This window comes from Blautia sp. TM10-2 (assembly GCF_003480845.1).
Taxonomy (GTDB): Bacteria; Bacillota; Clostridia; order Lachnospirales; family Lachnospiraceae; genus Fusicatenibacter; species Fusicatenibacter saccharivorans.
The window spans coordinates 80,135-106,273 of the sequence record NZ_QUJZ01000014.1; the positions used below are offsets into that span (position 1 = coordinate 80,135).

Sequence of the window (26,139 nt, forward strand, 5' to 3'; positions counted from 1 at the left end):
ATAAAAATACTTTAGATTTATAAGTTCGAACGTTTTCCGTGTGCACTCCTTGACAAATGTTCAAAAAAGAACTATTATACAAAAAAGTTCAAAATAGAACAAATAAGAATATCAAGTTAAAAAAGAAGGTGAAAAAGTATGTTTGATGAACAATGGCAATTTGCAGTGGAGGTAGAACGAAAATACAACCAGTACCGAAAAAAGGTCATGGTGCGTTATGATCTGTCAGCTGCGGAAGTGGATGTTCTGCTGTTTCTTGCGAATAACAGCCAGTTTGATCTTGCAGTGGATATTGTGCGTGTGCGGAAAATGCAGAAATCGCATGTTTCACTGGCAGTGAACAAGCTGTGTGAAAAAGGATACATTCAAAAAGAAACAGATGCGGCGGATCGCAAGAAAGTGCATTTGAAGCTAGAAGAAAGTGCATCAGAAATTATCCGCTTTGGACAGGATTGCCAGAGAGCGTTTGGAGAATCGTTGTTTTCCGGAATTTCCAGAGAAGACAGGGAAGAATTTCTCAGATTATGCGAGCTGATTCGGAGGAACGTGACGGAAAAATAAAAACGCTGAAAGCCAGAGAGAAGAACATAATAGAAAAATAAGACAAAACAAAAACAGAAAGAGGAGGAAAACAGTCATCTGCCCCTAAATGGCAAAGTACAGGAAAAGTGCAACGGATCTAAGCGGATGACAGAAAAACTATGACAATAACACAACTTATCGTATGTATTGTGGCTGGTCTTGGCGCCGGCCTTGGCACGGGACTTGCGGGACTCTCCGCAGCGGCCGTTGTTTCACCGATGCTGATTACCTTTTTACACATGCCGGCTTATCAGGCGATTGGCATTGCGCTGGCATCGGATGTGCTGGCATCAGGAGTAAGTGCCTGGACTTATAAAAAGAATAAAAACATTGATATCCGCCATGGCGTGATTATGCTGATATCTGTTCTGATTTTTACACTGGTCGGCAGCTTCGTATCTTCGCTGGTGCCAAATGGAACCATGGGCGGATTTTCGAAAGTGATGACACTGTTTGTCGGACTGAAATTTATCATCCGTCCGATTATGACAACGAAAGAAGTACAGGCAAATAAATCAGAAAAACAGAAAATCCAGCAGTCGATTCTCTGCGGTGTTGTGATTGGATTTATCTGTGGATTTGTCGGAGCAGGCGGTGGCATGATGCTGCTTCTGGTGCTGACAAGCGTGCTCGGATATGAGCTGAAAACAGCAGTTGGAACGAGCGTCTTTATTATGGCCTTTACAGCTCTGACCGGTGCAATCTCTCATTTTTATATCGGCGGCGCGCCGGACATTCCAATTCTGATTGCCTGTGTCATCAGTACCCTGGTCTTTGCACAGATTGGAGCGAAATGGGCCAACGGGGCAAATGTGAAAATGTTGAACCGCGTGACGGGAATTTTGCTCTGTGCGCTGGGAGTGGTGATGCTGTTTTTCTAACTACGTCGACTGACACTTTAGAAGTTTTCAAATATGATTTAACCAAATCAAGGAAGTCCCTTGCTTCCATGGTGAAAAACAATAAGCAGCGAATCGGATTGAGAATATCTGCTGCTATATAGGAAAAAATCCTGTGGGACATGAACTGCCTCCCAATCTTCAAAATGGAAAGCGGAAGATTGAGAGATAGTTTAACGTCTTGCAGGATTTTTTCTATCATAAAACTATAGATTTTACGCAGATAACCTCAAAATCAGAAAATGGTGTACAACTGGATGAAAAATAAATCAGGATCTCATCGCACCATCCACGGAAAGAATTTCTCCGGTTACATACGAAGCCATATCGCTTGCCAGGAAGAGGAATGCGTTTGCAATGTCTTCTGCCTCACCAATTCTTCGAAGAGGAATGCGGTTGATGAGTGGATCAATCATTTCTTTTGGAAGTGCGGCAACCATATCGGTACGGGTGATGCCAGGTGCAACCGCGTTTACACGGATATGGAAAGGACCAAGTTCCCGTGCGAGGGACCAGGTCAGACCGTTGACCGCATATTTACTGGATGGATAGGCAACGCCGCCCGGCTGGCCGCAGATGCTGACCATTGAGCTGGTATTTAAAATACAGCCGCCGCCCTGTTCTTTCATAATAGCAACGGTTGGAAGGATGCCGTTCATCATGGCGTTGACATTTAGATCCATGACACTGGCAAAGCGCTCTGCGGTATACTTGTCAATTGGTGTACTGTCTGAGACACCGGCGTTGTTCACAAGAATATCGATTTTGCCGTATTTTTCTTTGACTTTGTTGATCTCATCTACCATGGCAGCTGCATCGGTCAGCTTTGGCCATGCACCGGAAACTTCCCAGTCCGGGTTTTCTTCTTTTAAAGATGCAACCGCTTTTACAACGGTCTCTTCCCGGGATCCGAACAGGACGACTTTCGCGCCGTTCTGCAGAAATTTGTGCACAATGGCATAGCCGATTCCTCTGGTTCCGCCGGTAACAATTGCAACTTTATCTTTTAACATCATACCATTCACCCGATCCCGTTTTTTTATATCAATGAAAACTGATTATGCAGGCTGTAGTTTTTATTTTTTTAACGATTCGGAGAAAAATGAATTTTGCATGAAAAATCATTTGACTTTGAATGACGATTCGTTTTGGAGAATACAAAAAACGGGATATTTCCTTTCTCTTAAATTTTGTTGCAAATCTTTTCCTTTATTATACGGGATATCGTTGGTGGACAGTCAATGCAAATTTTTTCAGAAATAAACAGCATTCTTTTCTCAAAAGCAGAAGATTTCTATGGAAAAAGAGAATTGTTACGTGGCTTTTTGAGGGAAAACAGGATATAATAGGAAACAAAAGTATACACCAGGTGTATGCTTTTATAAAATCAAAACGAAAAAAGCGGAAAAACAGAAAGAAAAAGAGTGAAAAAAAGAGAAACAGTCAGAATGCGGGGGAATGACTGGACAAAAGGAAAAACGGGGTGCAACAATGAGAATTCAGGAAGTAATCAAAAAAACAGGATTGTCCAGGAGGACGGTTTATTATTATATCGATCAGAAGATGATCTCGCCTGTTGTTGATGAACATAACGGTTACCATGATTTTTCAGAAGCAGATATTCAAAAACTTTTTATCATCCGCAAGTTGCGCGAGGCAGGACTTTCACTGGCGGATATCCGCGCGATTCTTCACAAGCCGCGCACAACACCATTTTATCTGCATAAACAGCTGAATGCACTCCAGTCGCAGATGCTTACCATTCAGCAGACGATCAGCGAAATGGATCGTCTGAGCGGACAGCTTCCTGTGTGCCAGTCGCTTGAACAGCTTGCGGGGATGCTTGCAGATACCGATTTTTGCCCGGAAGATCCTACCCGGAATCAGATGGAATCCCGGGATGCCCGGCTGCTGGCACAGTATTTGTGGATGGCATATCTGGATACGCCGGTTACGGAATATCAGCAGTTTTTGTGGCAGAAAATCACACAGCATACGATTGAGCACGCAGGTACGGATTTGAAAATGATGTCCCGTTATTTACAGTACATTTCTCCGGAGCAGATTGATGCGACGAATATCAACCAGTATCTGCGCAATCAGAAAATTATCTCTCTGACGGAGGAAGATTATCCGGGTTTTATGGAAGAGCTGAAAGTTTCTTTGCTTGCGTTTGCGGCAGATCCAGTACAGCAGGAAAAATGGCGTCTTCTTTATCAGCCGGTGATCCATCCGACGGCGTTGTTCTGTGTATCCGTGAGCGGATGGATGCGGGAATTTCATCCGGCATACCGCCGCTATTATGAAAACACGCACACCTGCTGCCGGATGCTGAAAGATTTTATGGACAGTGATGAGGGAGCAGCGCTGAATGCGACACTGCGGGAGGCATTCCAGGGAAATTGTGATGTGCGTACAGGATATTACGGAGAACTGGAAGTGGCGGCAACATTCCATAAAAGTATTTATGCATTGCTGCCGCCAGAGAAGATCCGAAAATTTCTGGAAGAAAATTCAGATGAAAAATGATCTGGTTTTAGGATTCTGTTTTTATCATTCGAAGCGAGGATGCCCGGGGAACAAGTGTCACCGGCAGTACAATTTTTTCCGGTTCCGCCGCAGGGTTTTCCAGTGCGGAAAGGAGAATCCGGCTGGCTTCCCGTCCGATGCTTTCAAAGTCCTGATGAATAGAGGTAATTTCAAGACTTCGGCTGAGACTCGTGTCATCAAAACCACAGAGGCAGAGATCTTCCGGAATCCTAAGGCCAATGGTACGGCAGGCGAGAAAGATGAGTTCGGCAACCTGGTCATTTTCTGCGAGAAGTGCAGTAATTCCATTTTGCCGCAGGGTAAGGAGCTGCTGTTGAAAAGGTGTGATTTCTGTTGAAAGGGCATCTTCTGTAGAAAGTGCATGTGGCCAGGTGATAAGCTGCCGGGAATCGGGCATGATTCCGACGGCTTTTATTTCGTGCAAAAATCCGCCGAAACGATCACGGACCGACGAGGTTTCGGAAAGGGGAGCTGTTGTGAAAAAGGCGATGTTGCGATGCCCTTGTTCCAGAAGGTGACGGGTGAGCTGCCGTCCGCCATCGTAATTGTCGCAGACAACATTGTTTAAATACGGACAGTCGGTCTGCTTGTCGATGATGACAACCGGGCGGTTTGCAAACAGGAAATCGTTTAACTGTTCCAGGTGGATATTGTCACGCTTGGGATAGTAGACAAGTCCGGCGATATTCTGAGAACGGAGCAGTTCCAGTGTGGCACGTTCCTTCGGAGAGGAAGAGCCGGTGATATGAATGCTTAAAAAGTATCCTTTTTCCGCCAGTGCGGCACTTAAGGAACCAATCGTTTCCGAAATGTTTCCCTGTGTTGTGGCAAAGGGAAGCAGCAGGGAAACCATTTTTGATTTGCTGTCGGTTTCTGATGCGGAGGAGGAAACCGGTGGGATTTTCTGCGAGACAAAGCTTCCAACGCCGCGTTTTCGATACAGGATTCCCTGCTGTTCCAGATCTTCAATCGCCCGCTTTGCTGTGATGCGGCTTACCTCATATTGCTCCGAGAGCATTTTTTCCGTGCAGAACACGGCATCGGAAGAAAACTGTCCGGTGCGGATGCGCTCTAAAAGAGCTTCTTTGATGATTTCATATTTGGGTTTCGTTATTCTTTTATTTCTATCCATGTCTGTAAAATTCCTCAAATAGTATGATTGGTGACAACTGTATTTGTAAAAGTGTGATATCGACTTGCTTTGTATTATAATCTCGGGAAAAAGATAAGTCAAACTAAAAATAATATATCAAATAAAAAGAAAATGATATAAAATCATGGAAAAACGTAGAAATACTTGACAGAAGCATTGCGTTTTTTTATGATATGATATATCAAATCAACACGGCAATACAGGAACAAGACTTAAATAGAAAGAGTTTTAAGTTTGAAAATCATTTTTATAACAGGAGGAAACACATCATGAAAACAACTGTTCATATTATTTCCCATTCCCACTGGGACAGAGAGTGGTATCAGTCTTTTGAAAAACACAGAATGAAACTGATTGAGCTGGTAGACAATATTTTGGAAAAAGCAGAGAACGATCCGGAATTTGGCGGATTTTTCCTGGATGGACAGACGATTGCCCTGGACGATTACCTGGAAGTGCGCCCGGAAAAACGCGAGCAGGTGAAAAAATGCGTCCGTGAAGGAAAAATCCAGACTGGCCCGTGGTACATTCTGCAGGATGAGTTTCTGACCAGCGGTGAGGCATGTGTCCGCAATCTTCAGGTCGGCATGCAGGAAGCAGCGCGTTACGGAGCGATCGGAAATGTCGGTTATTTCCCGGATGCATTCGGAAATGCGGGACAGATGCCGCAGGTGCTGAAGCAGGCGGGCATGGATGCGGTTGTGTTCGGACGCGGCGTAAAACCGATCGGACCGAATAATGAGGTAACCGGAGGACAGTATGAGTCCACGTATTCCGAAATGATGTGGGCATCCCCGGACGGAACGAAACTGCCGGGTATTTTGTTTGCAAACTGGTATAACAACGGAGTGGAGATTCCGGTGGATGAGGCAGAAGCAAAAGTTTACTGGGACAAAAAACTGGCCGATGCGAGAAGATTTGCGGCAACACATCAGCTTCTGATGATGAACGGATGCGACCATCAGCCATTGCAGAAGGACATTACCGAGGCAATCCGTGTCGCACGGAAACTGTACCCGGACATTGAATTTATTCATTCGGATTTCAAAACCTATGTAAAGGCAATGGAAAAAGAAATTTCCGAGAATTTCTCTACGGTAAAAGGCGAGCTGACAAGCCAGGAAACAGACGGAAGATGGACACTGGCAAACACCGCTTCCTCCTGGATGGGACTGAAAGTGGACAACCGTGCCGGCGAAACAGCGCTGGAGCGGAAAGCAGAACCGGCGGCAGCCATGGCAGAGGTGCTTGGCAAAGCATACCCGGAAGACCAGATGATTTACAGCTGGAAAAAGCTGATGCAGAATCATCCGCATGACAGCATCTGCGGCTGCAGCGTCGATGAAGTAAATGAAGAAATGAAAACCCGCTTTGCGAAGAGCAGACAGGTGGCAGATGCGATTTACGATGAGAGTGTAGAATACCTGACCGATCAGGTGAATACCGCGGCACTTCCTGGAAACAGTGAAAAGATTCCATTCGTTGTATGGAATACTTCCGGGAATGCGAAAAAACAGGTCATTGCAAAAGAACTGCACCTGTTCCGCGATTACAATCTGTTTGTATGGGATGGTTATGAGGCGGCCGAGGCGGTAGAAATGCCAAATCTGGTGCTTCGCGATGCAAACGGAAATGCAGTTCCGGCAAAAATCGAAAATGCAGGAATTTCCTTCGGATACGATCTGCCGGATGACCGGTTCCGTCAGCCATATATGGCAAAGAAGGTGCTGGTAACGTTTGAGGCAGAAGTTCCGGCGATGGGATATGCAACATATTATCTGGAGCAGGCAGAGCCGGATCAGAACCAGGAAACCTCTGCAGATTTTGCGAATGAGCGCGTTCTGGAAAATGAAAACCTGAAAGTTACGGTCAATGAGGACGGTTCCTACCAGATTCTGAATAAGGAAACCGGAAGAACGTATGAAAATCTGGGATTCTATGAAGATACCGGAGATATGGGAAATGAATATATTTATATTCAGGACTCTGGAAAACAGACAATCACAACGAAAGGCATGAAAGCTGAGATTCGCTGTGTGGAGAAAAATGCATTCCGCACGGTAGTTGAGATCTGTCACGAAATGATGATTCCGTCTGGTATGGGAGAGGAACTGCAGAGACAGCGTGAGATGTGTATTGACCCATATACGCGTGTGGCAAACCGTTCGAAGGAACTGGTTCCGATGGAAGTAAAGACGGTTCTGACACTGGAAAAATCGGGAAAAGGCCTGCACGTTGCAACGACAATCTGCAATCAGGCAAAGGATCACAGAGTCCGCGTTGTAATGCCGACGGGTCTGAATACGTCTACGCATCTGGCAGATTCTGCCTTTGAGGTTGTAAAGAGAAATAACCGTCATAATGATACCTGGACGAATCCCTGCGGATGTGAAAGACAGCAGTGTTTTGCTGCAATGGAAGATGAGACAAATGGTCTTCTTGTGGCAAACCGCGGATTGTATGAATATGAGGTTCTGGCGGATGAGGAGAATGCGATTGCGGTAACGCTGCTTCGCTCCGTTGCGGAGATGGGTGACTGGGGTTATTTCCCGACGCCAAAGGCGCAGCAGATCGGAACGTTTACCCTGGAGTTTGAAGTTGTGCCGTATGCAGCCGGTAAGACGGGCGAGGCATTTACCGAGGGTTACGCATTCCAGCAGGATCTGACAGCAGCACAGGCCGGTCTTTCGAAAGCATGGCTCAGAAAGCCGGGTCAGGTAAAACCGGAACTCGTATCGGGCGAGATGCCGCTGGAAATGAGCTTCCTCCGCTTTGAAGGGGAAGGAATTCATCTGACGGCGTTTAAGAAGGGACTTGAGAAGAACGATCTGTTTGTGCGGTTTGTGAACAATATGCCGCAGGATGAGGTACTTTCCTTCCGAAAGGAGAGCTGGATGAAAGAGGTTTACCGCAGTAATGTAGTGGAAGAGAAGGGTGAGGTACTTTGCCCGGATGAGAACGGGGTGTATCATGTGACACTCCGGGAGTTTGAGATTGCGACGTTTGGGGTTGTGAAATAACGGCTGGCGCGTGAGCTGGGAGTGAGAACGGGAGGAAAGTCTGGATCCGCCTGAAGGGCGGATCGGCGCAAGATGGTTGAAAAGAATAGGATGGAAAAAGCAAGAATGTGCTGGACTTTAAAGGGGACAAGTTATATGCTGGAAATATGAGAAAAATTTCCAAAGGAGGGTTTTTAAGATGCAGAAATGGACGAGCAGGATTGAGACCCCGATCAAGGCAGAGCTGATTTGTTATGATGTGAATGGAATTCATATTGTGTTTGGGGTGACGGAAGAGAATCAGCTGAAGCTGTTTCATTTTTCACATGCACCGTTTGACGCGGAGAATCTTTGCCGGAAGCCGGATGGAGTGTGGATGATGGAAGGAATGCGGGAAGCTCAGATTAAGGAGAGCTTCCAGCTGGTGCAGGTGAATTTTTCGGGGTATAACCGGCCGTATGAGAAGCATGGAAATAAGTATATTGTGACGGCTCCGGGATTTATGTTGAAGTTTGATTCCATTTCCGAGGAGAGAAATGGGAAGGGTGATGTGCTTCGGATTGTGCAGTCGGATGATGTGACGGGCGCGAAGGTGGAGTCTGTGATGCAGTTTTTTGATGGGATTCCGGTTGCGAGAATGTACAATACAGTGACGAACGAAGGAAAGGAAGACCAGACACTGGAGTACATTTCGAGTTTTAGTTACTGGGGTATTGAGAAGGAACAGAAAGAGGGAATTCCAGAGCTTGTCAGCTCGGATGACAAGATGTCGATGGTTGTGGTTCACAATGGATGGCAGAAGGAGCTGACGGTGAAGAAGTACCGGTTTGCAGATCTTGGCATGGCGCAGACGCAGCCGCATAATTATCAGAGAACTTCGAAGACGATTGAGATTACGAATACGGGCAACTGGTCGGCGAAGGAATATGTGCCGATGGGATATATTGGAAACAGTGCGGCAGATTCGAGTCTGTTTTTTGAGATTGACCACAGTGGTTCCTGGCATTATGAGATCGGAGATCAGAACTGCCATTTTTATCTGGCGGTGAGCGGTCCGACAGAGATTCAGTCACACTGGTCGAAGAACCTGAAGCCGGGAGATTCCTTTACAACGGTTCCGGTGGCTGTCGGCGTAGGTCCTGATGATTTCGAGGAAGCGATTGGTACTTTGACGAAGTACCGCAGAAAGATCCGCCGTCCGAACAAAGATAATGAAAATCTGCCGGTTATTTTCAATGATTATATGAATTGTCTGTTTGGAGATCCGACCACAGAAAAAGAGTTCCCGCTGGTGGATGCGGCAGAGAAGGCCGGATGTGAGTATTTTGTCATTGATGCCGGCTGGTATGCGGACGGCAACTGGTGGGACAGTGTCGGTGAGTGGCAGGAGAGTAAAAAGCGCTTTCCGAATGGAGTGCGTGAGGTGACGGATTATATTCGTTCGAAGGGCATGATTCCTGGTGTCTGGCTGGAGCTGGAGGTTATGGGTATCAACTGTAAGAAGGCTTCCATTCTGCCGGATGAGTGCTTCTTCCTGCGCCACGGCAAGCGTGTGTATGACAGAAGCCGTTATCAGCTGGATTTCCGTCATCCGCTTGTGATTGAGCATGTGACCGAAGTCATCGACCGTGTGGTACGGGACTACGGTGTCGGCTATATCAAGATGGACTACAATATTGAGCCTGGTATTGGTACGGAAGTGGATGCAGACAGTTTTGGAGACGGTCTTCTGGAGCATGAGAGAGCGTATCTGGCATGGCTGGATGGCATCTACAAAAAGTATCCGGATCTTGTCATTGAGAACTGCTCGAGCGGCGGTCTTCGGATGGACTATGCGATGCTGGCGCGAAACAGCATTCAGTCGACCAGCGATCAGGAGGATTACCGCAATTATGCGACGATTTCGGCGAATGCAGCCATCGGCGTGACGCCGGAGCAGGCGGCAATTTGGTCATATCCGCTGCGGGACGGCACAAAAGAGGAAGTTATTTTCAATATGGTCAATGCGCTGCTGCTTCGTATTCACCAAAGCGGCCATCTCGCAGAAATTTCGCCGGAGCGGTTTGAACTTGTAAAAGAGGGAATTGACTGCTACAAAGAGATCCGCAGCGGCATCAAGGACGGCGTTCCGTTCTGGCCGATGGGATGGGCAGACAATGAAGAAAAACACCTCGCAGCCGGAATCCGTGTGCCGGGAGATGTAATTTATCTTGGTGTGTGGAGACGCGGCGGAGAGGCCGGTTTTGAGGTTCCGCTTGACCGTGCATTCCCGGGAAAAGAGCTGGAAGTAAGCTGCATTTACCCGAAGGCCTGCGGCGATGTGTTCCATTACGATGACTACAGCAAGACGCTGCAGATTCACTTCCCGGAGACGTATATGGCGCGTCTGTTTCAGATTAAAGTGAAATAAAGTTACATAAATCCCCGCCCGCGGAATAAATTGTATCGGAGTGTATCTGATAGGATTTTTCTGGGGAGGGGATTTTTTGCGTTTTCTTTCGGCGCTTTCAGATCTGATGGTTCCCGTGCTGATTTTTTATGTGGTCGGACTGGGGCTTTTGATGAAACAGGATGTGTTCGGCGATTTTCTGAACGGGGCGAAGGACGGCATGCGGACGGTGATCGGAATTGTGCCGACCTTAATCGGGCTGATGGCGGCGGTCGGCGTGCTGCGGTCATCGGGATTTCTGGAGGAATTTGGAAAACTGCTTGGAACCGTGCTGGAACCGGCGGGAATCCCGTCTGCGCTGGTACCGCTCGGTGTTGTGCGTCTCTTTTCCAACAGCGCGGCGGTGGGTCTTCTGCTGGATCTCTACAAAGAGGCGGGCTGTGACTCCTTTGCCGGACGGGCGGCATCGATTATGATGTCGTGCACGGAGACGGTTTTTTATACCATGGCAGTCTATTTTGGCGCGGTGCAGATCAAAAAAACACGGTACACATTGGCGGGCGCCTTGTTCTCTTCTCTTGTCGGAATGGCGGTCAGTATTGCCCTGGCAAAGGGAGTGTAAGGATCTTTTCTAATCATACCAGTGAAATGTGTTGACATTTCCATCCAATTGGAATAAGATGGAACCAACTTAAAACATACAAACTCAATAGGAAATAAGGAAATAGAGAAAAGAGCGCAAAAGTAAGGAGGAAATCAACGATGGCAAAGGTATATGACAGCATTCTGGATCTTGTGGGAAAGACACCGCTGGTAGAGTTGAAAAGAATTGAAGAAAAAGAAGGACTGCAGGCGAAACTGATCGCAAAGGTAGAATCCTTTAACCCGGCAGGTAGCGTAAAAGACCGTATTGCAAAAGCGATGATCGAGGACGCTGAGGCAAAAGGTCTCTTAAAAGAAGGCTCGGTTATCATTGAGCCGACCTCCGGAAACACTGGAATCGGACTGGCAGCGGCAGCAACCGTAAAAGGCTATCGCATGATCCTTACCATGCCGGAGACAATGAGTGTGGAGCGCCGCAATATTGTAAAAGCATACGGCGCAGAAGTTGTTCTGACCGATGGAACGAAGGGAATGAAGGGTGCAATCGAGAAAGCCGATGAGCTTGCCAAAGAGATTCCGAACAGCTTTATCGCAGGCCAGTTTGTGAACCCGGCAAACCCGGCAACCCACAAAAAGACAACAGGACCGGAGATCTGGGAAGACACCGACGGAGAGGTTGATATCTTTGTTGCAGGTGTCGGCACCGGCGGAACCATCACCGGAACGGGTGAATATTTAAAAGAGAAAAAACCGGAAGTAAAAATCGTAGCAGTAGAACCGGCATCCTCCCCGGTACTGTCCGACGGCGTTTCCGGACCGCACAAAATCCAGGGAATTGGCGCAGGCTTTGTGCCGGATACCCTGAACACCAGCATTTACGATGAAATCATCAAAGTAGAAAATGAGGACGCTTTCGAGACCGGAAGATATCTGGCAGCCGAGGAAGCGATTCTCGCAGGAATTTCCTCCGGAGCAGCTCTGTATGCGGCGATCCAGCTCGCAAAACGAGAGGAAAATAAAGGCAAAACCATCGTTGTGCTCCTGCCGGATAACGGAGACAGATACTATTCCACAGCCCTATTTGCCAAATAAAAGGGAACAGCTTCAGATTTTAAAATAATAGATATCAGCGAACACTGCCATCCGCGGCATTTTCTCTCCACCGCGAATGGCAGTTTCGCATATTAATTTATACCAGAAAGGGAACTTTACTTATGACATTACAACAGCTTCGCTACGTAATTCGGGCCGCAGATTCCAGATCCATGAATGAGGCGGCAAAGGCACTCTATATTTCACAGCCGAGTCTCTCCGGAGCAATCAAGGAGCTGGAAAAAGAGATTGGAATTGAGCTGTTCAAGCGCAGCAGCCACGGAACAGTACTGACCCCGGAGGGCGAGGAGTTTCTGGGTTACGCACGTCAGGTCACAGACCAGTATCAGCTTCTCGAGAACCGCTATATTTATCGCACCAAGGGAAAGAAAAAATTCAGCGTGTCGATGCAGCATTACAGTTTTGCCGTAAAGGCGTTTGTGGAGCTGGTGAAGCAGTTTGGTATGGATGAGTACGAGTTTGCGGTTTATGAGACGAGAACGTACGATGTGCTGATGGATGTAAAAAACTTCAAGAGTGAGCTTGGGATTTTGTATCGGAATGACTTTAATGCGAAGGTGCTGAACAAGCTGCTGAAGGATAATAACCTCGAGTTTCACGACCTGTTTTCCTGCGGAACGTACGTCTATCTATGGAAAGATCATCCGCTTGCGGATCAGGCGGAGATCACCATGGAGGAGCTGAAGGAATATCCATGCCTGTCATTTGATCAGGGAAGCAACAATTCGTTCTTCCTGGCAGAGGAAGTGCTTTCGACGTATGAATATAAGAGAATCATTAAGGCAAATGACCGTGCGACCATGCTGAATCTGATGGTCGGACTGAATGGTTATACGCTTTGCTCCGGCATTATCTGTGAGGAATTAAACGGCAGTGACTACCGCGCTGTGCCGCTTCACGCGGAGGAAAACATGATGATCGGTTATATTTCCAGGAAGGGTATGTCGATCAGCGCACTGGGACAGCAGTATTTGGAAGAAATTCGGAAATATAAGGAGCTTGTGCTGTAAAAAAGGAGAAACAAGAAGACTTTAACCGAATCAAGTAAGTCCCCTGCTTCCATTGCGAAAAGCAATAAGCAGTGGGTGGGGACTTGCTTGTATCAGGAGTGGTACAAGCCACTCCTGATAAGCTGCGAAGCAGCTATTCGGTTATGAGCAAGTAGCGAAGCGGATTGCGAATATCCGCTTTGACTCTCTGGAGTGTGTTTGAAAAAGGCTTTTCGCAAGCTGCGAGTCCCATCTTGTGGAGATGAATGGCGTTTGTTATCTTGTTTTATGTAGCATGATTGGATATAGAAATTTCAGAAGAAAAAATATTGGCGATAAAGAATAGCTATAGGAAAACCCTATAACCAGCCATCAATTTTCTATATTGGACAAAGCAGAAGACTGTCGCTATAATAATCCTTGTAAACAGATAGGAAATATCACCAAAACGAGAGGAAGCGAAGTGAATGAGAGCAGTTTTCGCAGAGAATCGAATTGTGATCTATGATGTCATGTGTTGCAGTGTAAGCAGATAAAACCGAAAGAAAACGGAGCCGCATTGCAGCATGGACAAAACAAGATGGCAACCGGTTCCGATAAATAATAGAAAATCGAACATGAAAAGAAATAGAAAAACGAAAAACAGAACAGGAGAATACAATCATGAGCAAAAAAACAAGAGCAGAAAGAAATCTTAAATTTGAAACCTTACAGCTTCACGTAGGACAGGAAAATCCGGATCCGGCAACCGGAGCAAGAGCAGTGCCGATCTATCAGACCTCTTCTTTTGTATTCAACAACTCCGATCACGCAGCAGCAAGATTCGGACTCCAGGATGCAGGAAACATCTACGGCCGTCTGACCAACCCGACCGAGGACGTTTTCGAGCAGAGAATGGCAGCACTGGAGGGCGGCGTTGCGGCACTTGCAGTAGCTTCCGGAGCAGCAGCTATCAACTACACCATCATCAACCTGGCACAGAAAGGCGACCATATCGTATCTGCAAAGAACATTTACGGTGGTTCCTACAACCTTCTGGCACACACCCTTCCACAGTACGGCATCAGCACCACATTTGTTGATGTATTCGATCTGGATGAGGTTCGCGCAGCCGTTCAGGAGAACACAAAAGCAATCTACATCGAGACGCTTGGAAACCCGAACTCCGATGTGGTAGATATCGAAGCACTCGCAAAAATCGCACATGAGAATAAAATCCCGCTGGTTGTAGACAACACCTTCGCAACTCCGTATCTGGTTCGCCCGATCGAGTACGGCGCAGATATCGTTGTACATTCCGCAACCAAATTTATCGGCGGTCACGGAACTACCCTTGGCGGTGTGATCGTAGACAGCGGTAAATTCGACTGGGAAGGATCCGGCAAATTCGCATCCCTGACCGAGCCAAACCCGAGCTACCACGGCATCAGCTTTACAAAAGCAGTTGGACCTGCTGCATTCGTTACAAAAGTACGTGCGATCCTTCTGCGTGATACAGGAGCAACTCTTTCTCCGTTCAACTCTTTCCTGCTTCTGCAGGGACTTGAGACACTGTCTCTCCGTGTAGAGCGTCATGTAGAGAACGCGCTGAAGGTTGTAAAATATCTGGAGAGCCAGCCACAGGTAGAAAAAGTACATCATCCGTCTGTATCCGAAGATCCAAAGCAGCAGGCACTGTACGCAAAATACTTCCCGAACGGCGGCGGTTCCATCTTCACCTTTGAAATCAAAGGTGATGCACAGAAAGCAAAAGATTTCATCGACAATCTGGAGCTGTTCTCCCTGCTGGCTAACGTTGCCGACGTAAAATCTCTGGTGATCCATCCGGCAACCACTACACACAGCCAGTGCACCGAGGAAGAACTGCTGGATCAGGGAATCAAACCAAACACCATCCGTCTTTCCATCGGTACCGAGAACATCGACGATATCATCGAGGATCTGGATGAGGCATTTGAGGCAGTTCAGTAAAAAGGATACAAAGCAAAAGAGAATATAAAAAAGCATACAAAAAAAAGAAGCGTGTTGGAAAAAAACAAACATGCTTCTTTTTTGGACTTAGATAAACCGCATGGGAAATTATGATGCCAGAGCGTATTATGAATCGAATGCCAGTGCCAGTACATGACGCTGTTTGCACCGGAGGCAAGATGGCTGTAAGCCTGCTGGCGGAGCTGGCCCTTGTATGGCGTCCATCCTGGAAATCCCTGTGCCTCGGTTTCCATAACAAGATAGTTGTCGTTTTTCAGAGAACGAATCATATCACCGCCAAACGCGATTTCCGCACCGGTCAGATCGTCCTGGATCGGATGGTAAATATCGGTTCCGGCGATCGTCAGACATTTTACCAGCTATTTTTGTTTTTGCCTGCTATTAACCATAGGTCTGTCTCATGCTGCGTCAGCGTTACGCCGCTGGCATGTTTGAAAGCACCAGAAGCGTGTTTTTATACGGGATTTTGAATAAAAAAGACAAATGATTTCAGCGTCTGTGCAGAGATATTTCCCGGCTTTTTTGATGCTTTCATTTTGAGCGGATACGCGGCACCGATCACAAGAGGCGGTGCGTCGCGCAGAGGAACGGCGGTGACGTTTGGGTGGTGGAACAATGCAAAGTTACTCCCGGCAAACAGGCTTAAGGCTTCGCCGACTTCCACGGAGCTTATTATGGATTCCAGGCGGGCAGTGCGCAGGATGTGCGGTTTTTGGTCTGCCTTTTCAAATAGTTGCATACAGAGCTGATAAATCGAGGTATAGGGATGCATAAGAATCAGAGGTTCTCTGGCAATGTCAGCGATTGTCAGGGAAGATTTTTCTGCAAGCGGATGATCGATGGGGAGCATCACACAGAGACGATCCTTTGCGAGAGGTACAAAGTGATATTTCTGCGGTGAGATCATGGAATCCCGTGCAATGACAAGATCAAAACGACCGGACTGCAGACCGTCCATCAGCTCGTTTTCTTCACACTCTTCCAGCATCAGTTCAACCTCCGGATGCGTATGTGCGAAAGCGCGGATGCGGGAGGTGAGATGATACTGCGTCAGAAACGGAAGAGAGCCGACGCGGAGCGGCTGGCATTCCGACTCTTTAAAGTGGCGCATTTTCTGCAGCATCTGATGATACTGGCGGGAGAGCTCTGAGGCTTCCTGGCAGAACAGCTCGCCTGCCGGAGTCAGAACCGCCTGGCGGCGGGTGCGGTCGAAGAGGGTGAGATTCAGTTCGGATTCCAGCTTCTGGATCTGCTTCGAGAGCGTGGACTGTGCGATATGAAGATTTTCTGCAGCTTCTAAAAAAGTGTCGCATCGGACGGTCATCAGAAAAAAGTCGATCTGTTCCATGGTCATAAGAGAGAACCTCCTTTTGAAAATCATTCTATTTCATTCATTCCATTCTGGAAACAATTGTACCACAGATCGAATTGATTCCACAAAGGTTTTTTTTTAAAATAAAAAAGGATAAAACATGCAGCAGGGAAAGTGGATGGAGAGGATCCGATGGATTTGCTGGCTGAATGGAGTACAAAAAAGAACATTCTATGAGACAGTTTTGATTTGGGGAATAAGGAGAATGATTATGGCTGAAAAAGTAAGAGATCTGCGCAGTGCGCTGGAACGATTGAAAAATATGCCGGGACAGCTTGCCGAGACGGATGTTGCAGTTGATCCGATGGCGGAGCTTGCCGGAGTTTACCGCTATGTCGGCGCGGGCGGAACGGTAAAACGTCCGACGAAAGAAGGACCGGCAATGATTTTCCGCAATATCAAAGGCCACCCGGACGCAAGTGTTGCGATCGGTGTCTTGGCGAGCCGGAAGCGTGTGGCTGCACTTCTGGACTGTGAGCCGGAGAATCTTGGGAAAATGCTGTATCACAGCGTGGAAAAGCCGGTTGCACCGGTGGAATTTCAGGGTGCGCCGCCGTGTCAGGAGGTTGTGCATCTGGCGACGGATCCCGATTTTGATCTGAACCGCCTCGTCCCGGCACCGACCAACACGCCGGATGACGCAGGCCCGTACATCACGCTTGGCATATGTTACGCTTCCCACCCGGATACCGGGCTGCACGATGTGACGATTCACCGTCTCTGTATTCAGGGAAAAGACGAACTTTCGATTTTCTTCACGCCGGGTGCACGCCATATCGGCGCGATGGCAGACCGTGCGGAGGAGCTTGGCCAGAAACTGCCGATTTCCATCAGCATCGGCGTCGATCCTGCGATTGAGATCGGTTCCTGCTTTGAGCCGCCGACAACACCGCTTGGTTACGATGAGCTTTCGGTTGCAGGTGCGCTGCGGAAAGAGCCGGTGGAACTGTGCCATTGCGTTTCGGTAAATGAGATGGCAATTGCGAATGCAGAGTATGTGATCGAGGGCGAGGTTATCCCGGGCGTGCGTGTGCAGGAAGATCAGAACAGCCACACCGGTTACGCCATGCCGGAATTTCCGGGTTATACCGGGCCGGCGAGCGATCAGTGCCGCCTGATTAAAGTAAAAGCGGTAACACACCGGCGAAATCCGATCATGCAGACCTGCATCGGACCAAGCGAGGAACATGTTTCCATGGCGGGCATTCCGACGGAAGCAAGTATCTACGGCATGGTAGAAAAAGCAATGCCGGGACGACTCCAGAATGTGTACTGTGGTTCTGCGGGCGGCGGAAAATATATGGCTGTTCTTCAGTTTAAAAAGCTTGGTCCAAGTGATGAGGGAAGACAGCGTCAGGCGGCGCTGCTGGCTTTTTCTGCATTCAGTGAACTGAAACATGTATTTCTCGTGGATGAGGACGTGGACTGCTTCGATATGAACGATGTTCTTTGGGCAATGAACACACGGTTCCAGGGCGATGCGGATATCATCACGATCCCAGGTGTCCGGTGTCATCCGCTCGATCCGTCAAACGATCCGACGTGTTCGCCATCGATCCGCGATCACGGAATTGCATGCAAGACAATTTTTGACTGTACCGTGCCGTATGATCAGAAGAAAAGATTTGTGCGGGCGAGGTTTCTGGAAGTTGATCCGAAACACTGGCTGGACGAGGAATAAAAGCATGTTTTGCAAAAAAATGTTATATTGTGTTCTAAAAAGTATATTTTGTCAAAAAAGGAGAGTAGCCTGGTATGCTGAAATTTGAGAAAAATCATTATACCATAGAAGAAGTAACACTGTGTGGGGAGACGGTCCGGTTTCGGGCGTTCCGTGACCTGGTTTATGTGGAAAAACCGGTCAATGTGGAGTTTCAGAAAATGAATCTCTTTGTGCCGGAGAGTTATTATGAGGGAACGTCCATCAACGGTTACGATTTACTGAGCGCGCCGGTTTTCATGCCGAATACTGTTGGCGGCTATATGCCGGGTCCGGCGGACGAGCCGGGAGCGAATCCGTTTTTACAGGGAAAACCGAATACGATTTTCCGCGCCTTACAGCACGGCTATGTCGTAGCATCTCCAGCGATCCGCGGCAGAGTGCAGAAGGGTGAGGACGGTCATTATAATGGAAAAGCACCTGCGTGCGTAGTGGATTATAAAGCGGCTGTGCGGTATCTTCACTTTTTGGCGGATGAGCTGCCTGGCGATGAAAATAAAATCATCACCAACGGAACGAGTGCCGGCGGCGCACTGTCATCCCTGATGGGAAGCACGGGAAACCACCCTGACTACGAGCCGTATCTGCAGGCGCTCGGCGCAGCGGATGCTGGGGATGATGTGTTTGCGGCCTCCTGTTACTGCCCGATCATCAATCTGGAGCACGCGGACATGGCGTATGAGTGGGAGTTCTGCGGTGTGAACGATTTCCACCGCGCCAACATGAAAATGGACGAGGGCGGCCGCCCGGTTTTCACACCGGTGGACGGCGAGATGACGGAAGAGCAGATTCGCGTATCTGTTGAGGAAAAAGCCCTGTTTCCGGCGTATGTGAACAGCCTTGGATTAAAAGACGAAAACGGAGCTCCGCTGACGCTCGATGCGGACGGCGAAGGTTCTTTGAAAGAGTATGTCAAACACATTGTGATGGAATCCGCACAGAGAGCGCTTGACGGCGGCGTGAATTTAGCGGATAAAACGTGGCTGACCATCGAAAACGGCAAAGTGCAGAGCATGGATTTTGCGGCGTATGTCAAAGACATCACCCGCATGAAAACCGCACCGGCCTTCGATGCGCTGGATCTGGAAAGCCCGGAGAATGATCTGTTTGGAAATGAGATGACGAACTGCCGTCATTTCACGGAATACAGTGCGGCCAACACCAAAGTGCAGGGTGAGCGCGCAGAAAAAAAGATCGTGAAAATGCTGAATCCAATGGAATATGTCATGGATGAAATGGCGCAAAAGGCACACCATTTCCGCATCCGCCACGGCGAGTGCGACCGCGACACCTCTCTGGTGATTTCGGCAATGCTGACGGCAAAACTGCGCGAGGCGGGCTGTGAGGTTGATTATCATTCCCCATGGAATACACCGCATGCGGGCGACTACGATCTCGACGAGTTATTCGCATGGATCGATGGAATCTGTGGATAAAAGGAAGGAACGAGACGGATGGCTGTGGAAAAACGGATTGTAGTTGGCGCTTCCGGGGCGAGTGGAATGCCGCTGCTGATGAAGTGCCTTGAAATTCTGCGGGATAGTGAGGAATACCGTTCCCTTCTGGTGATGAGCCGCAGTGCAAAGCTGACGCTGGAACAGGAGACAGACTGGAGTGTTTCGCAGGTGGAAGCGCTGGCAGATGAAGTGCTCGAGCAGGACAACATCGGTGCAGGCCCGGCGAGCGGGTCGTACCGGACAGAAGGCATGGTGATTGTGCCGTGCAGCATGAAAACAGCGGCAGGAATTGTAAGCGGATACACCGACAATCTGCTGCTGCGTGCGGCGGATGTGACGATCAAGGAGAAACGCCCGCTTGTACTGGCAGCACGGGAGACACCGATGAGTGAAATTCATCTGCGGAATCTGTACGAACTGTCGAGATTGTCAAATGTATGGATTGTTCCGCCGATGATGACCTTTTATCAGAAACCGGAGTCCATCGACGATATGGTGACACATCTTGCGGCCAAACTGCTTTCGCCGTTCGGCGTGGAAGTAAAGGAGTACCGGAGATGGAAAGAATGCTGACAAAAAAGGCAACAGCCGCAGGATGCACGATGGAAGTGACGGTAATGAAGCTCGGTGAGGACTTTCAGATCTGTCTCGCCGGAGGAGAAAAGCCGCATATCGGCTGTGTGGTGCAGGCCGTACCACGAGAATCGCTGACCGGAGACGGGAGCTGGAGTGCGACTTCCTCGGTGTGGAACCGCACCGGACATAAAGATGAGGTACTGTGCCGGATGCTGGCGGAAAAAATCTGTTGTGCCTGCCGTACCGTGACCGTCTGCACCGGTGGCGTGCATATCGATGAAATTACCGGAGAGCAGATCCGGGAGATTGTGGATGCGGTAGAGAAGATGGGAGAAGAGATTGCGCAGGATTTGAGATGATAAGTAAGCATGGAAAGCGGATAAAAAGTCATTGCATTTTTCGGACATGCTTTGGGTTTGTGTTATATTTCCTATTGAATATGTAGAGAATATGGAATAAAATAAAAGAAGGTATTTTTATCATGACATATATTCGGAGGAAATAAAATGAAAGTTTCGACAAGAGGACGGTATGCGCTTCGTCTGATGCTGGATCTGGCACTCAACAATACCGGCGAACCGGTGCGTTTGAAAGATGTGGCAAAGCGGCAGGAGATTTCGGAAAAATATCTGGAACAGATCATCTCGATTTTGAATAAAGCTGGTTTCGTAAAAAGTGTGCGCGGCCCGGCGGGCGGTTATTCCCTGAAACGAAAGCCGGAAGAATATACCGTGGGCATGATCCTGCGTCTGACCGAGGGCAGCCTTGCGCCGGTGGACTGTGTAGAAGACGGCGCCGACTGCGGCAGGGAAGATCAGTGCGTTACGGTGATGCTCTGGAAAAAACTGAACGATGCCATCAACAGTGTGGTGGACAATATTACGCTGGCAGATCTGGTGGAATGGCAGATGCAGAAGTCGAATGAGTATGTAATCTGACGGCAGACAGAATAAGCGATAACGTCCAATGAGGGAACAGAAGAGGGAAAATGGTGAAAACATCATTTTCCTTTTTTTTACCGGTAAAAATCTGGGAGCACGGCATTTACAAGCAAAAAAAAATTTGTTAAGATAAAAAATAGGGCGCATTTGGAGAAGAAAAAAATCAGGATGCGTAAAAGTGAAGAAAATAAAAGATAAGGAGTTTCCCCTTATGAAAAAACAACAGGAAAGCCTTAAAAATATGGTATATCAGGCCATTTTGAACGGCATTTTTACCGATGAATATAAACCCAATCAAATTATCAACGAGCAGGAGCTGGTACAGAAATTCGGCTGCAGCAAGACACCGATCCGTGAAGCCCTTGTGACGCTCTGCAATGAGGGAATCCTCCGCAGCTTCCCGCGCTTCGGCTACCAGGTTGTCAGCGTGTCCCGCGAAGAGGCGCAGAATATTCTGGATTTCCGCCTTGTTCTCGAGGGCGGATATCTTCGTCAGTTGATCGGACATATCACCGAAGAAAATCTGGCGGAGCTTGCCGAGATTGATGAGAGATGCAAACAGAGCACCGACAGCGTATGGGATCACTGGGAGGCAAATACAGCATTCCATCTGAAGCTGATTTCCTTCTCCGGCAACGCTTACGCATATCAGGAGCTTGAACGCACCATGAACGTCTTAAAACGCGCTTACGCCCAGTTTTACTGGCAGACCTGGTCCAACGTAAACCCGGCACTGGACATTGCGCATCATAACGATATTATGCAGAGTATCCGGGAGAAAGATCTGGAGAAGACGCAGAACTATCTGAAAGAGGATCTGGCGGATTTTTGTGGGTAAGAAATGAGACAGAGTGTATGGAAACGAAGAATTCCAATACACTCTGTTTTTTTGTGCGCTGGAGACCTTTTCCAGGCACGCTCCAGGGCTCGTGATTATCCATGAAAATGCTTCTCCCGATACTGCTGCGGTGTCACTCCACTGCTTTTCTTGAACTGCCGGTAAAAGTAGGAAACGTTTGCGATTCCGATCTGGTCACAGATTTGCTGGGGGGAGAAGCTGGTGGTGGCAAGCAGACGTTTTGCGGTTGTCATACGTTCGTCCATGATGTAGCTACTGAGCGACGCTCCTGTTTTCGTACTGAAAATGTGGGACAGGTAGTCCGGGTTCATGTGGATTTTCTCGGCGATGGAGGTGCGGCCCAGTTCAGGATCGGAAAGATGCGAACGGATATAGTCCTTGATGACGCTGATCGGGTCCGAGGCATCGGTGGAGAGGTGCTCTTCCATATTCAGCCGCTCTTTCTCATACCATGCATTTTTTTTCACCTCCTGCACAGCCGCCGCCAGCTTTTCCATAAGCTGATCCGGGTCGATTGGTTTTAACAGGTAGGAGAAAATATGTAAATTCAGCGCTTCCTGCGCATAATCAAATCGCTGATGGCCGGTCAGAACGAGTACGATGGGATGAAAATTGTTCTCATGCAGCCATTCCACTAACTGCAGACCGGTTTCGCGCGGCATTTCAATGTCAGTCAAAAGAATATCAATATCCTGGGAACCCTCAAAAATTCGTTTTGCCTGGCTGGCACTGTAGGCAGGAAACGCCTGCTCAATCCCGAGCGCCGACCAGTCTGTCGTTTCGATAATGTTTTTCACAATATAATATTCATCATCCACTACTAAAATGTTCATTGTAAAAGCCCTGTTCCTTTCTTCCGTTTCGCATGGATTTGAATCGTTACAAAAAGCAAGCCGAAAGCCTTTTTCAAACAAGCTTTAGCTCTCGTTTCTTTTGCCGGGGACCTGAGGTGTGTCGGAAGCATGTGAAAAAAGAGGTTCCGATGTTTCAATTTTGCTTTCCGGCGGATTGCCATCCTCCCGGTATGGAATGTATGGAATCGTAACCTCTGATCTTGCACCCCATCCGGGTTCGTTGGAAAAATGCGCATGGGCTTTTTCTCCATAAACAAGATAAAGCCGTTTGAGCAGATTGTAGGTTCCGATTTTTTTTCCATCAAAGTCATGAACCTGCTGGGAAACTGGCCGGTTCAGGTATTCCAGATCCTCTTCAAAATAACCACTGCCGGAGTCGAGATGAGTGAGAACCACATATTTTTCACCATTGCGCTCCACAAGGCTGCCGGTGATACGGACACGGAGCTCTTCGCCCATGATCATGTTGTGCTTGATGGTATTTTCTGTAAACATCAGCAGAATGATCGGAAAAACAGAAGCATTCCTGCATTTCTCATCCACATGGATTTCCCAGTTCAGACAGCCTGGAAACCGCAGTTCTGTCATCTCCAGAAAATTTTCTACGTATTTCAGTTCTTCTTTCAAAGGAACGGCTGTCTTATCCTGCAGGGTGTACCGCAAATGATTCGAAAGTGTGCGGACGAATTCATTTGTGAGCCGCCTTCCTTCTTCCGTGAATGGCATTGATGCGATTGCGGAGAGACAGTTGATCAGAGAGTGCGGCGCTACCTGGGATTTCAGATACTGAATCTCCAGTGCCTTCAGATTTAATTTATCCTCATAAACATTGATTTTTAACTTCTCAATTCGATTCATCAGCTTATTCAGTGTTTCACCGATTTCCAGAACCTCCTCACACCGCTCATTGGAAAGATCCGGGTGCGGCACCTGTTGTTCCTCTTTGACCTGTGATGCCATTTTCCGGATCAGATCAAGAGGCTTTGAAATCAGGTGTTCATAGGAAACGGTCCATAAAAGAGAAACCACGAAAATCAGCAGAGCACCCCCGAGCAGAAGCTTGAGCATATTGTAAATAGGAGTGTTGACTTCTTCGGAGGGGATGAGTGCATTTAAGGAGCAGGTAGAAGAAGGAAGCTTTTCAGCGACCTGTAAATATTGTATACCGTCCTTTCCGCGGATCCGATGAGGTTTCTGGGTAGAAAAGTCGGTAGACAGTTTAAAATCGGACCAGCTTTCGTTGTCGTATGGAATACCATTTTCATCAGCAAACAGAAAAATGGTATTTGAATCATCAAATGGAGCATTCAGTTCATCCAGACGGATCCAGGCACCAAGATAGCCATGGAGATCATTGATAATTCGGATCAGATAGGTATGGCGTTCCAGCTCTATATAATACCAACTCTTGAAGTTGAGAGCGGAGGCGTCCTCTCCCGACTGACGTAAAAGCTTTTTCATGTAGGAACTACAGTCATTGGAGCCCCCATTTTTATAGCGGCAGACAAAATGGTCGTTTGCTTTTCCATAAACAAACATACCGTCAATGTCTGTCATGTAACTTAAAGTATTATCCAAAAGCCTGGAGGCTTTAATCTGGGAAATCACTGCGTTTGGGTTGTTTTTGGAAGTGATCGTATCGACAACATCAGTATTGTTATTAGCGAATTCCCAGAGACAGTTTTCAGCAGTTTCCATACTCTTATTTAACTGCTGGACATAAAGATCCATTGTCTGATGAATTCCCTGGTAGGTTTCATGCTGAAGCTGTTTGGAAATATAAAAAATTAAAAACAGCAATAAAATACTGAACATTATTAAAATACGCATCCAATACCAAAATGCTTTTTTCTTTAGGGAATATATTTTGTGTTTGTGCATAGTGTGGTCAAAAAAATTGAAGTTTAGTGAAAAAGTACGATGTTTTGATGAATTCAAGAAGGATGCCTCCGTAATTATATATAATTTGCACATAGATTCTAAGAAAAGTGCAATAAAACCTAAGCAATGTGAATTGCTAAAAAGTTTATTAAAATTATATAATAACAACAGTTGATAGTCAAAGCAATTTTGTTCGAACATACTTGCAACGACAAAAAAACGAGAAAACAAAGAGGAAACGAGGAGGAAAAACATGGCATCTTTAAAAAAAGCCCATGCATCATCCGGGAGCAGCCACAGCAAAGCAGCAAAATTCAAACGATACCTTCCGCTGTATCTGATGTTCCTTCCAGGCGCGATCTATCTGCTCATTAACAATTATATTCCGATGGCAGGCATTATCGTAGCATTTAAGAAGTACAATGCCCGTTTGGGAATCTGGAAGAGCCCGTTCTGCGGACTGGCGAACTTTGAATTTCTGTTTGCATCATCGGATGCATGGACTATTACAAGAAATACGTTACTTTACAATCTGGCGTTTATTGTTCTGAACACGGTAGTCGGAATTATTTTTGCAATCTTTATCTGCGATACGTTTAATAAAAAATTAAAGAAAATTTATCAGAGTGCAATCTTGTTTCCATATCTGATGTCGGCTGTTATTCTTGGCTACATTGTATATGCATTTTTAAGTCAGAGTACAGGTATTGTAAACAATTCGATTTTAAGTGCACTTGGAAAAGATGCTGTGAACTGGTATGCAGAACCGAAATACTGGCCGTTCATTCTGATTTTTGTAAATACCTGGAAGGGTGTAGGATATGGATGTCTGATATACATATCTACCATCAATGGCATTGATCCGTCTCTGTATGAGGCAGCTTCTCTGGATGGCGCAACCAAATGGCAGCAGATCAAAAACATTACGCTTCCATTCCTGAAACCAACCGTAATCACCCTGACATTGATGAGTGTCGGCCGTATCTTCTATTCCGATTTCGGTCTGTTCTATCAGGTACCACGTGATTCAGGACTTCTGTACTCGGCAACCAATGTTATTGATACCTACGTATACCGCGGCCTGATGAAATCCGGAAATGTCGGAATGTCTGCAGCAGCCGGCTTCTATCAGTCCATCATCGGATTTATCATTGTCCTTACCGCAAACGGAATCGTACGTAAAGTCAGCAAAGAAAACGCAATGTTCTAA

Annotated in this window: 22 protein-coding genes and 1 pseudogene; 16 read left to right on the forward strand and 7 right to left on the reverse strand. The window is 47.3% G+C overall.

Annotated elements, in window-relative coordinates:
- Nucleotides 1-138: 138 nt before the first annotated feature.
- Both DXD92_RS14575 and DXD92_RS14580 read left to right on the forward strand, forming a co-directional pair.
- Nucleotides 139-561, forward strand: coding sequence for a MarR family winged helix-turn-helix transcriptional regulator (locus DXD92_RS14575; RefSeq protein ID WP_055226165.1), 423 nt, complete (start codon nucleotides 139-141; stop codon nucleotides 559-561).
- A gap of 140 nt (nucleotides 562-701) precedes the next feature.
- Nucleotides 702-1,463: a sulfite exporter TauE/SafE family protein gene (locus tag DXD92_RS14580; RefSeq protein WP_118595234.1), complete on the forward strand. Its 762-nt coding sequence runs from the start codon at nucleotides 702-704 to the stop codon at nucleotides 1,461-1,463.
- A gap of 287 nt (nucleotides 1,464-1,750) precedes the next feature.
- Here DXD92_RS14580 and DXD92_RS14585 read toward each other — a convergent pair whose 3' ends face one another.
- A complete protein-coding gene (locus DXD92_RS14585) occupies nucleotides 1,751-2,497 on the reverse strand; it encodes an SDR family NAD(P)-dependent oxidoreductase (RefSeq protein ID WP_199696581.1) in 747 nt (248 codons plus the stop codon).
- Nucleotides 2,498-2,972: 475 nt separating this feature from the next.
- Between DXD92_RS14585 and DXD92_RS14595 the strand changes: the two genes are divergently transcribed.
- On the forward strand, nucleotides 2,973-4,010 hold the full coding sequence (locus DXD92_RS14595) for a helix-turn-helix domain-containing protein (RefSeq protein ID WP_158578805.1): 1,038 nt from the start codon (nucleotides 2,973-2,975) through the stop codon (nucleotides 4,008-4,010).
- Between the two features lie 7 nt (nucleotides 4,011-4,017).
- On the opposite strand, the gene DXD92_RS14600 is transcribed toward DXD92_RS14595, so the two are convergent.
- A complete protein-coding gene (locus tag DXD92_RS14600) occupies nucleotides 4,018-5,163 on the reverse strand; it encodes a substrate-binding domain-containing protein (protein ID WP_118640847.1) in 1,146 nt (381 codons plus the stop codon).
- 290 nt (nucleotides 5,164-5,453) lie between these two features.
- Between DXD92_RS14600 and DXD92_RS14605 the strand changes: the two genes are divergently transcribed.
- The 5 genes from DXD92_RS14605 to DXD92_RS14625 all read left to right on the forward strand — a co-directional run bounded on the left by DXD92_RS14605 (nucleotide 5,454) and on the right by DXD92_RS14625 (nucleotide 13,298).
- Nucleotides 5,454-8,204, forward strand: coding sequence for an alpha-mannosidase (locus DXD92_RS14605; protein ID WP_118640849.1), 2,751 nt, complete (start codon nucleotides 5,454-5,456; stop codon nucleotides 8,202-8,204).
- A gap of 178 nt (nucleotides 8,205-8,382) precedes the next feature.
- Nucleotides 8,383-10,593 carry a glycoside hydrolase family 36 protein gene (locus DXD92_RS14610; RefSeq protein WP_118640851.1) on the forward strand — a complete coding sequence of 737 codons (2,211 nt, stop codon included), beginning with the start codon at nucleotides 8,383-8,385 and terminating at the stop codon, nucleotides 10,591-10,593.
- Between the two features lie 76 nt (nucleotides 10,594-10,669).
- Complete coding sequence (locus DXD92_RS14615; protein ID WP_117801829.1) at nucleotides 10,670-11,194, forward strand: spore maturation protein; 525 nt, start codon at nucleotides 10,670-10,672, stop codon at nucleotides 11,192-11,194.
- Nucleotides 11,195-11,334: 140 nt separating this feature from the next.
- Nucleotides 11,335-12,267 carry a cysteine synthase A gene (cysK, locus tag DXD92_RS14620; RefSeq protein WP_117804466.1) on the forward strand — a complete coding sequence of 311 codons (933 nt, stop codon included), beginning with the start codon at nucleotides 11,335-11,337 and terminating at the stop codon, nucleotides 12,265-12,267.
- 122 nt (nucleotides 12,268-12,389) lie between these two features.
- Nucleotides 12,390-13,298 carry a LysR family transcriptional regulator gene (locus DXD92_RS14625; RefSeq protein ID WP_117804465.1) on the forward strand — a complete coding sequence of 303 codons (909 nt, stop codon included), beginning with the start codon at nucleotides 12,390-12,392 and terminating at the stop codon, nucleotides 13,296-13,298.
- Nucleotides 13,299-13,439: 141 nt separating this feature from the next.
- Here DXD92_RS14625 and DXD92_RS19720 read toward each other — a convergent pair whose 3' ends face one another.
- Nucleotides 13,440-13,541: a DUF6783 domain-containing protein gene (locus DXD92_RS19720; RefSeq protein WP_416388354.1), complete on the reverse strand. Its 102-nt coding sequence runs from the start codon at nucleotides 13,539-13,541 to the stop codon at nucleotides 13,440-13,442.
- Nucleotides 13,542-13,940: 399 nt separating this feature from the next.
- Between DXD92_RS19720 and DXD92_RS14630 the strand changes: the two genes are divergently transcribed.
- Nucleotides 13,941-15,248, forward strand: coding sequence for an O-acetylhomoserine aminocarboxypropyltransferase/cysteine synthase family protein (locus tag DXD92_RS14630; protein ID WP_118640853.1), 1,308 nt, complete (start codon nucleotides 13,941-13,943; stop codon nucleotides 15,246-15,248).
- Nucleotides 15,249-15,367: 119 nt separating this feature from the next.
- Here the strand turns inward: DXD92_RS14630 and DXD92_RS19565 are convergent.
- A pseudogene (locus tag DXD92_RS19565) lies at nucleotides 15,368-15,622 on the reverse strand (beta-galactosidase); the annotation flags it as partial.
- Nucleotides 15,623-15,723: 101 nt separating this feature from the next.
- Nucleotides 15,724-16,623 (reverse strand): LysR family transcriptional regulator, encoded by a 900-nt coding sequence (locus DXD92_RS14640; RefSeq protein WP_158581791.1) that lies wholly within the window; start codon nucleotides 16,621-16,623, stop codon nucleotides 15,724-15,726.
- A 229-nt stretch (nucleotides 16,624-16,852) separates the two neighbouring features.
- Here DXD92_RS14640 and DXD92_RS14645 point away from each other — a divergent pair, with 229 nt between their 5' ends.
- The 6 genes from DXD92_RS14645 (at nucleotide 16,853) to DXD92_RS14670 (ending at nucleotide 22,173) form a co-directional block, all read left to right on the forward strand.
- Nucleotides 16,853-18,322 (forward strand): UbiD family decarboxylase, encoded by a 1,470-nt coding sequence (locus DXD92_RS14645; protein ID WP_118640857.1) that lies wholly within the window; start codon nucleotides 16,853-16,855, stop codon nucleotides 18,320-18,322.
- Between the two features lie 74 nt (nucleotides 18,323-18,396).
- Nucleotides 18,397-19,797: a subtype B tannase gene (locus DXD92_RS14650; protein ID WP_118640859.1), complete on the forward strand. Its 1,401-nt coding sequence runs from the start codon at nucleotides 18,397-18,399 to the stop codon at nucleotides 19,795-19,797.
- An 18-nt stretch (nucleotides 19,798-19,815) separates the two neighbouring features.
- Nucleotides 19,816-20,391: a UbiX family flavin prenyltransferase gene (locus DXD92_RS14655; protein WP_118640861.1), complete on the forward strand. Its 576-nt coding sequence runs from the start codon at nucleotides 19,816-19,818 to the stop codon at nucleotides 20,389-20,391.
- Nucleotides 20,385-20,753 (forward strand): prenylated flavin chaperone LpdD, encoded by a 369-nt coding sequence (locus DXD92_RS14660; protein WP_243038225.1) that lies wholly within the window; start codon nucleotides 20,385-20,387, stop codon nucleotides 20,751-20,753. Before DXD92_RS14655 ends, DXD92_RS14660 begins: the two co-directional genes overlap by 7 nt.
- A gap of 147 nt (nucleotides 20,754-20,900) precedes the next feature.
- On the forward strand, nucleotides 20,901-21,332 hold the full coding sequence (locus tag DXD92_RS14665; protein ID WP_055226207.1) for an RrF2 family transcriptional regulator: 432 nt from the start codon (nucleotides 20,901-20,903) through the stop codon (nucleotides 21,330-21,332).
- A gap of 214 nt (nucleotides 21,333-21,546) precedes the next feature.
- On the forward strand, nucleotides 21,547-22,173 hold the full coding sequence (locus DXD92_RS14670) for a GntR family transcriptional regulator (RefSeq protein WP_118640865.1): 627 nt from the start codon (nucleotides 21,547-21,549) through the stop codon (nucleotides 22,171-22,173).
- Between the two features lie 95 nt (nucleotides 22,174-22,268).
- On the opposite strand, the gene DXD92_RS14675 is transcribed toward DXD92_RS14670, so the two are convergent.
- Nucleotides 22,269-23,027 (reverse strand): response regulator transcription factor, encoded by a 759-nt coding sequence (locus tag DXD92_RS14675; protein ID WP_055226214.1) that lies wholly within the window; start codon nucleotides 23,025-23,027, stop codon nucleotides 22,269-22,271.
- Between the two features lie 84 nt (nucleotides 23,028-23,111).
- Nucleotides 23,112-24,779, reverse strand: coding sequence for a sensor histidine kinase (locus DXD92_RS14680; RefSeq protein ID WP_158581792.1), 1,668 nt, complete (start codon nucleotides 24,777-24,779; stop codon nucleotides 23,112-23,114).
- A 403-nt stretch (nucleotides 24,780-25,182) separates the two neighbouring features.
- On the opposite strand from DXD92_RS14680, the gene DXD92_RS14685 reads away from it, so the two are divergent.
- Nucleotides 25,183-26,139, forward strand: a complete 957-nt coding sequence (locus tag DXD92_RS14685; RefSeq protein WP_055267163.1) for an ABC transporter permease — start codon at nucleotides 25,183-25,185, stop codon at nucleotides 26,137-26,139.

What these genes read in the sequence shown, in the direction of transcription:
- DXD92_RS14575 (WP_055226165.1), top strand. Translation starts at nt 139, where the DNA reads ATGTTTGATGAACAATGGCAATTTGCAGTGGAGGTAGAACGAAAATAC.
- DXD92_RS14580 (WP_118595234.1), top strand. Translation starts at nt 702, where the DNA reads ATGACAATAACACAACTTATCGTATGTATTGTGGCTGGTCTTGGCGCC.
- DXD92_RS14585 (WP_199696581.1), bottom strand. Translation starts at nt 2,497, where the DNA reads ATGATGTTAAAAGATAAAGTTGCAATTGTTACCGGCGGAACCAGAGGA.
- DXD92_RS14595 (WP_158578805.1), top strand. Translation starts at nt 2,973, where the DNA reads ATGAGAATTCAGGAAGTAATCAAAAAAACAGGATTGTCCAGGAGGACG.
- DXD92_RS14600 (WP_118640847.1), bottom strand. Translation starts at nt 5,163, where the DNA reads ATGGATAGAAATAAAAGAATAACGAAACCCAAATATGAAATCATCAAA.
- DXD92_RS14605 (WP_118640849.1), top strand. Translation starts at nt 5,454, where the DNA reads ATGAAAACAACTGTTCATATTATTTCCCATTCCCACTGGGACAGAGAG.
- DXD92_RS14610 (WP_118640851.1), top strand. Translation starts at nt 8,383, where the DNA reads ATGCAGAAATGGACGAGCAGGATTGAGACCCCGATCAAGGCAGAGCTG.
- cysK (WP_117804466.1), top strand. Translation starts at nt 11,335, where the DNA reads ATGGCAAAGGTATATGACAGCATTCTGGATCTTGTGGGAAAGACACCG.
- DXD92_RS14625 (WP_117804465.1), top strand. Translation starts at nt 12,390, where the DNA reads ATGACATTACAACAGCTTCGCTACGTAATTCGGGCCGCAGATTCCAGA.
- DXD92_RS14630 (WP_118640853.1), top strand. Translation starts at nt 13,941, where the DNA reads ATGAGCAAAAAAACAAGAGCAGAAAGAAATCTTAAATTTGAAACCTTA.
- DXD92_RS14640 (WP_158581791.1), bottom strand. Translation starts at nt 16,623, where the DNA reads ATGACCATGGAACAGATCGACTTTTTTCTGATGACCGTCCGATGCGAC.
- DXD92_RS14645 (WP_118640857.1), top strand. Translation starts at nt 16,853, where the DNA reads ATGGCTGAAAAAGTAAGAGATCTGCGCAGTGCGCTGGAACGATTGAAA.
- DXD92_RS14650 (WP_118640859.1), top strand. Translation starts at nt 18,397, where the DNA reads ATGCTGAAATTTGAGAAAAATCATTATACCATAGAAGAAGTAACACTG.
- DXD92_RS14655 (WP_118640861.1), top strand. Translation starts at nt 19,816, where the DNA reads ATGGCTGTGGAAAAACGGATTGTAGTTGGCGCTTCCGGGGCGAGTGGA.
- DXD92_RS14660 (WP_243038225.1), top strand. Translation starts at nt 20,385, where the DNA reads ATGCTGACAAAAAAGGCAACAGCCGCAGGATGCACGATGGAAGTGACG.
- DXD92_RS14665 (WP_055226207.1), top strand. Translation starts at nt 20,901, where the DNA reads ATGAAAGTTTCGACAAGAGGACGGTATGCGCTTCGTCTGATGCTGGAT.
- DXD92_RS14670 (WP_118640865.1), top strand. Translation starts at nt 21,547, where the DNA reads ATGAAAAAACAACAGGAAAGCCTTAAAAATATGGTATATCAGGCCATT.
- DXD92_RS14675 (WP_055226214.1), bottom strand. Translation starts at nt 23,027, where the DNA reads ATGAACATTTTAGTAGTGGATGATGAATATTATATTGTGAAAAACATT.
- DXD92_RS14680 (WP_158581792.1), bottom strand. Translation starts at nt 24,779, where the DNA reads ATGGATCTTTATGTCCAGCAGTTAAATAAGAGTATGGAAACTGCTGAA.
- DXD92_RS14685 (WP_055267163.1), top strand. Translation starts at nt 25,183, where the DNA reads ATGGCATCTTTAAAAAAAGCCCATGCATCATCCGGGAGCAGCCACAGC.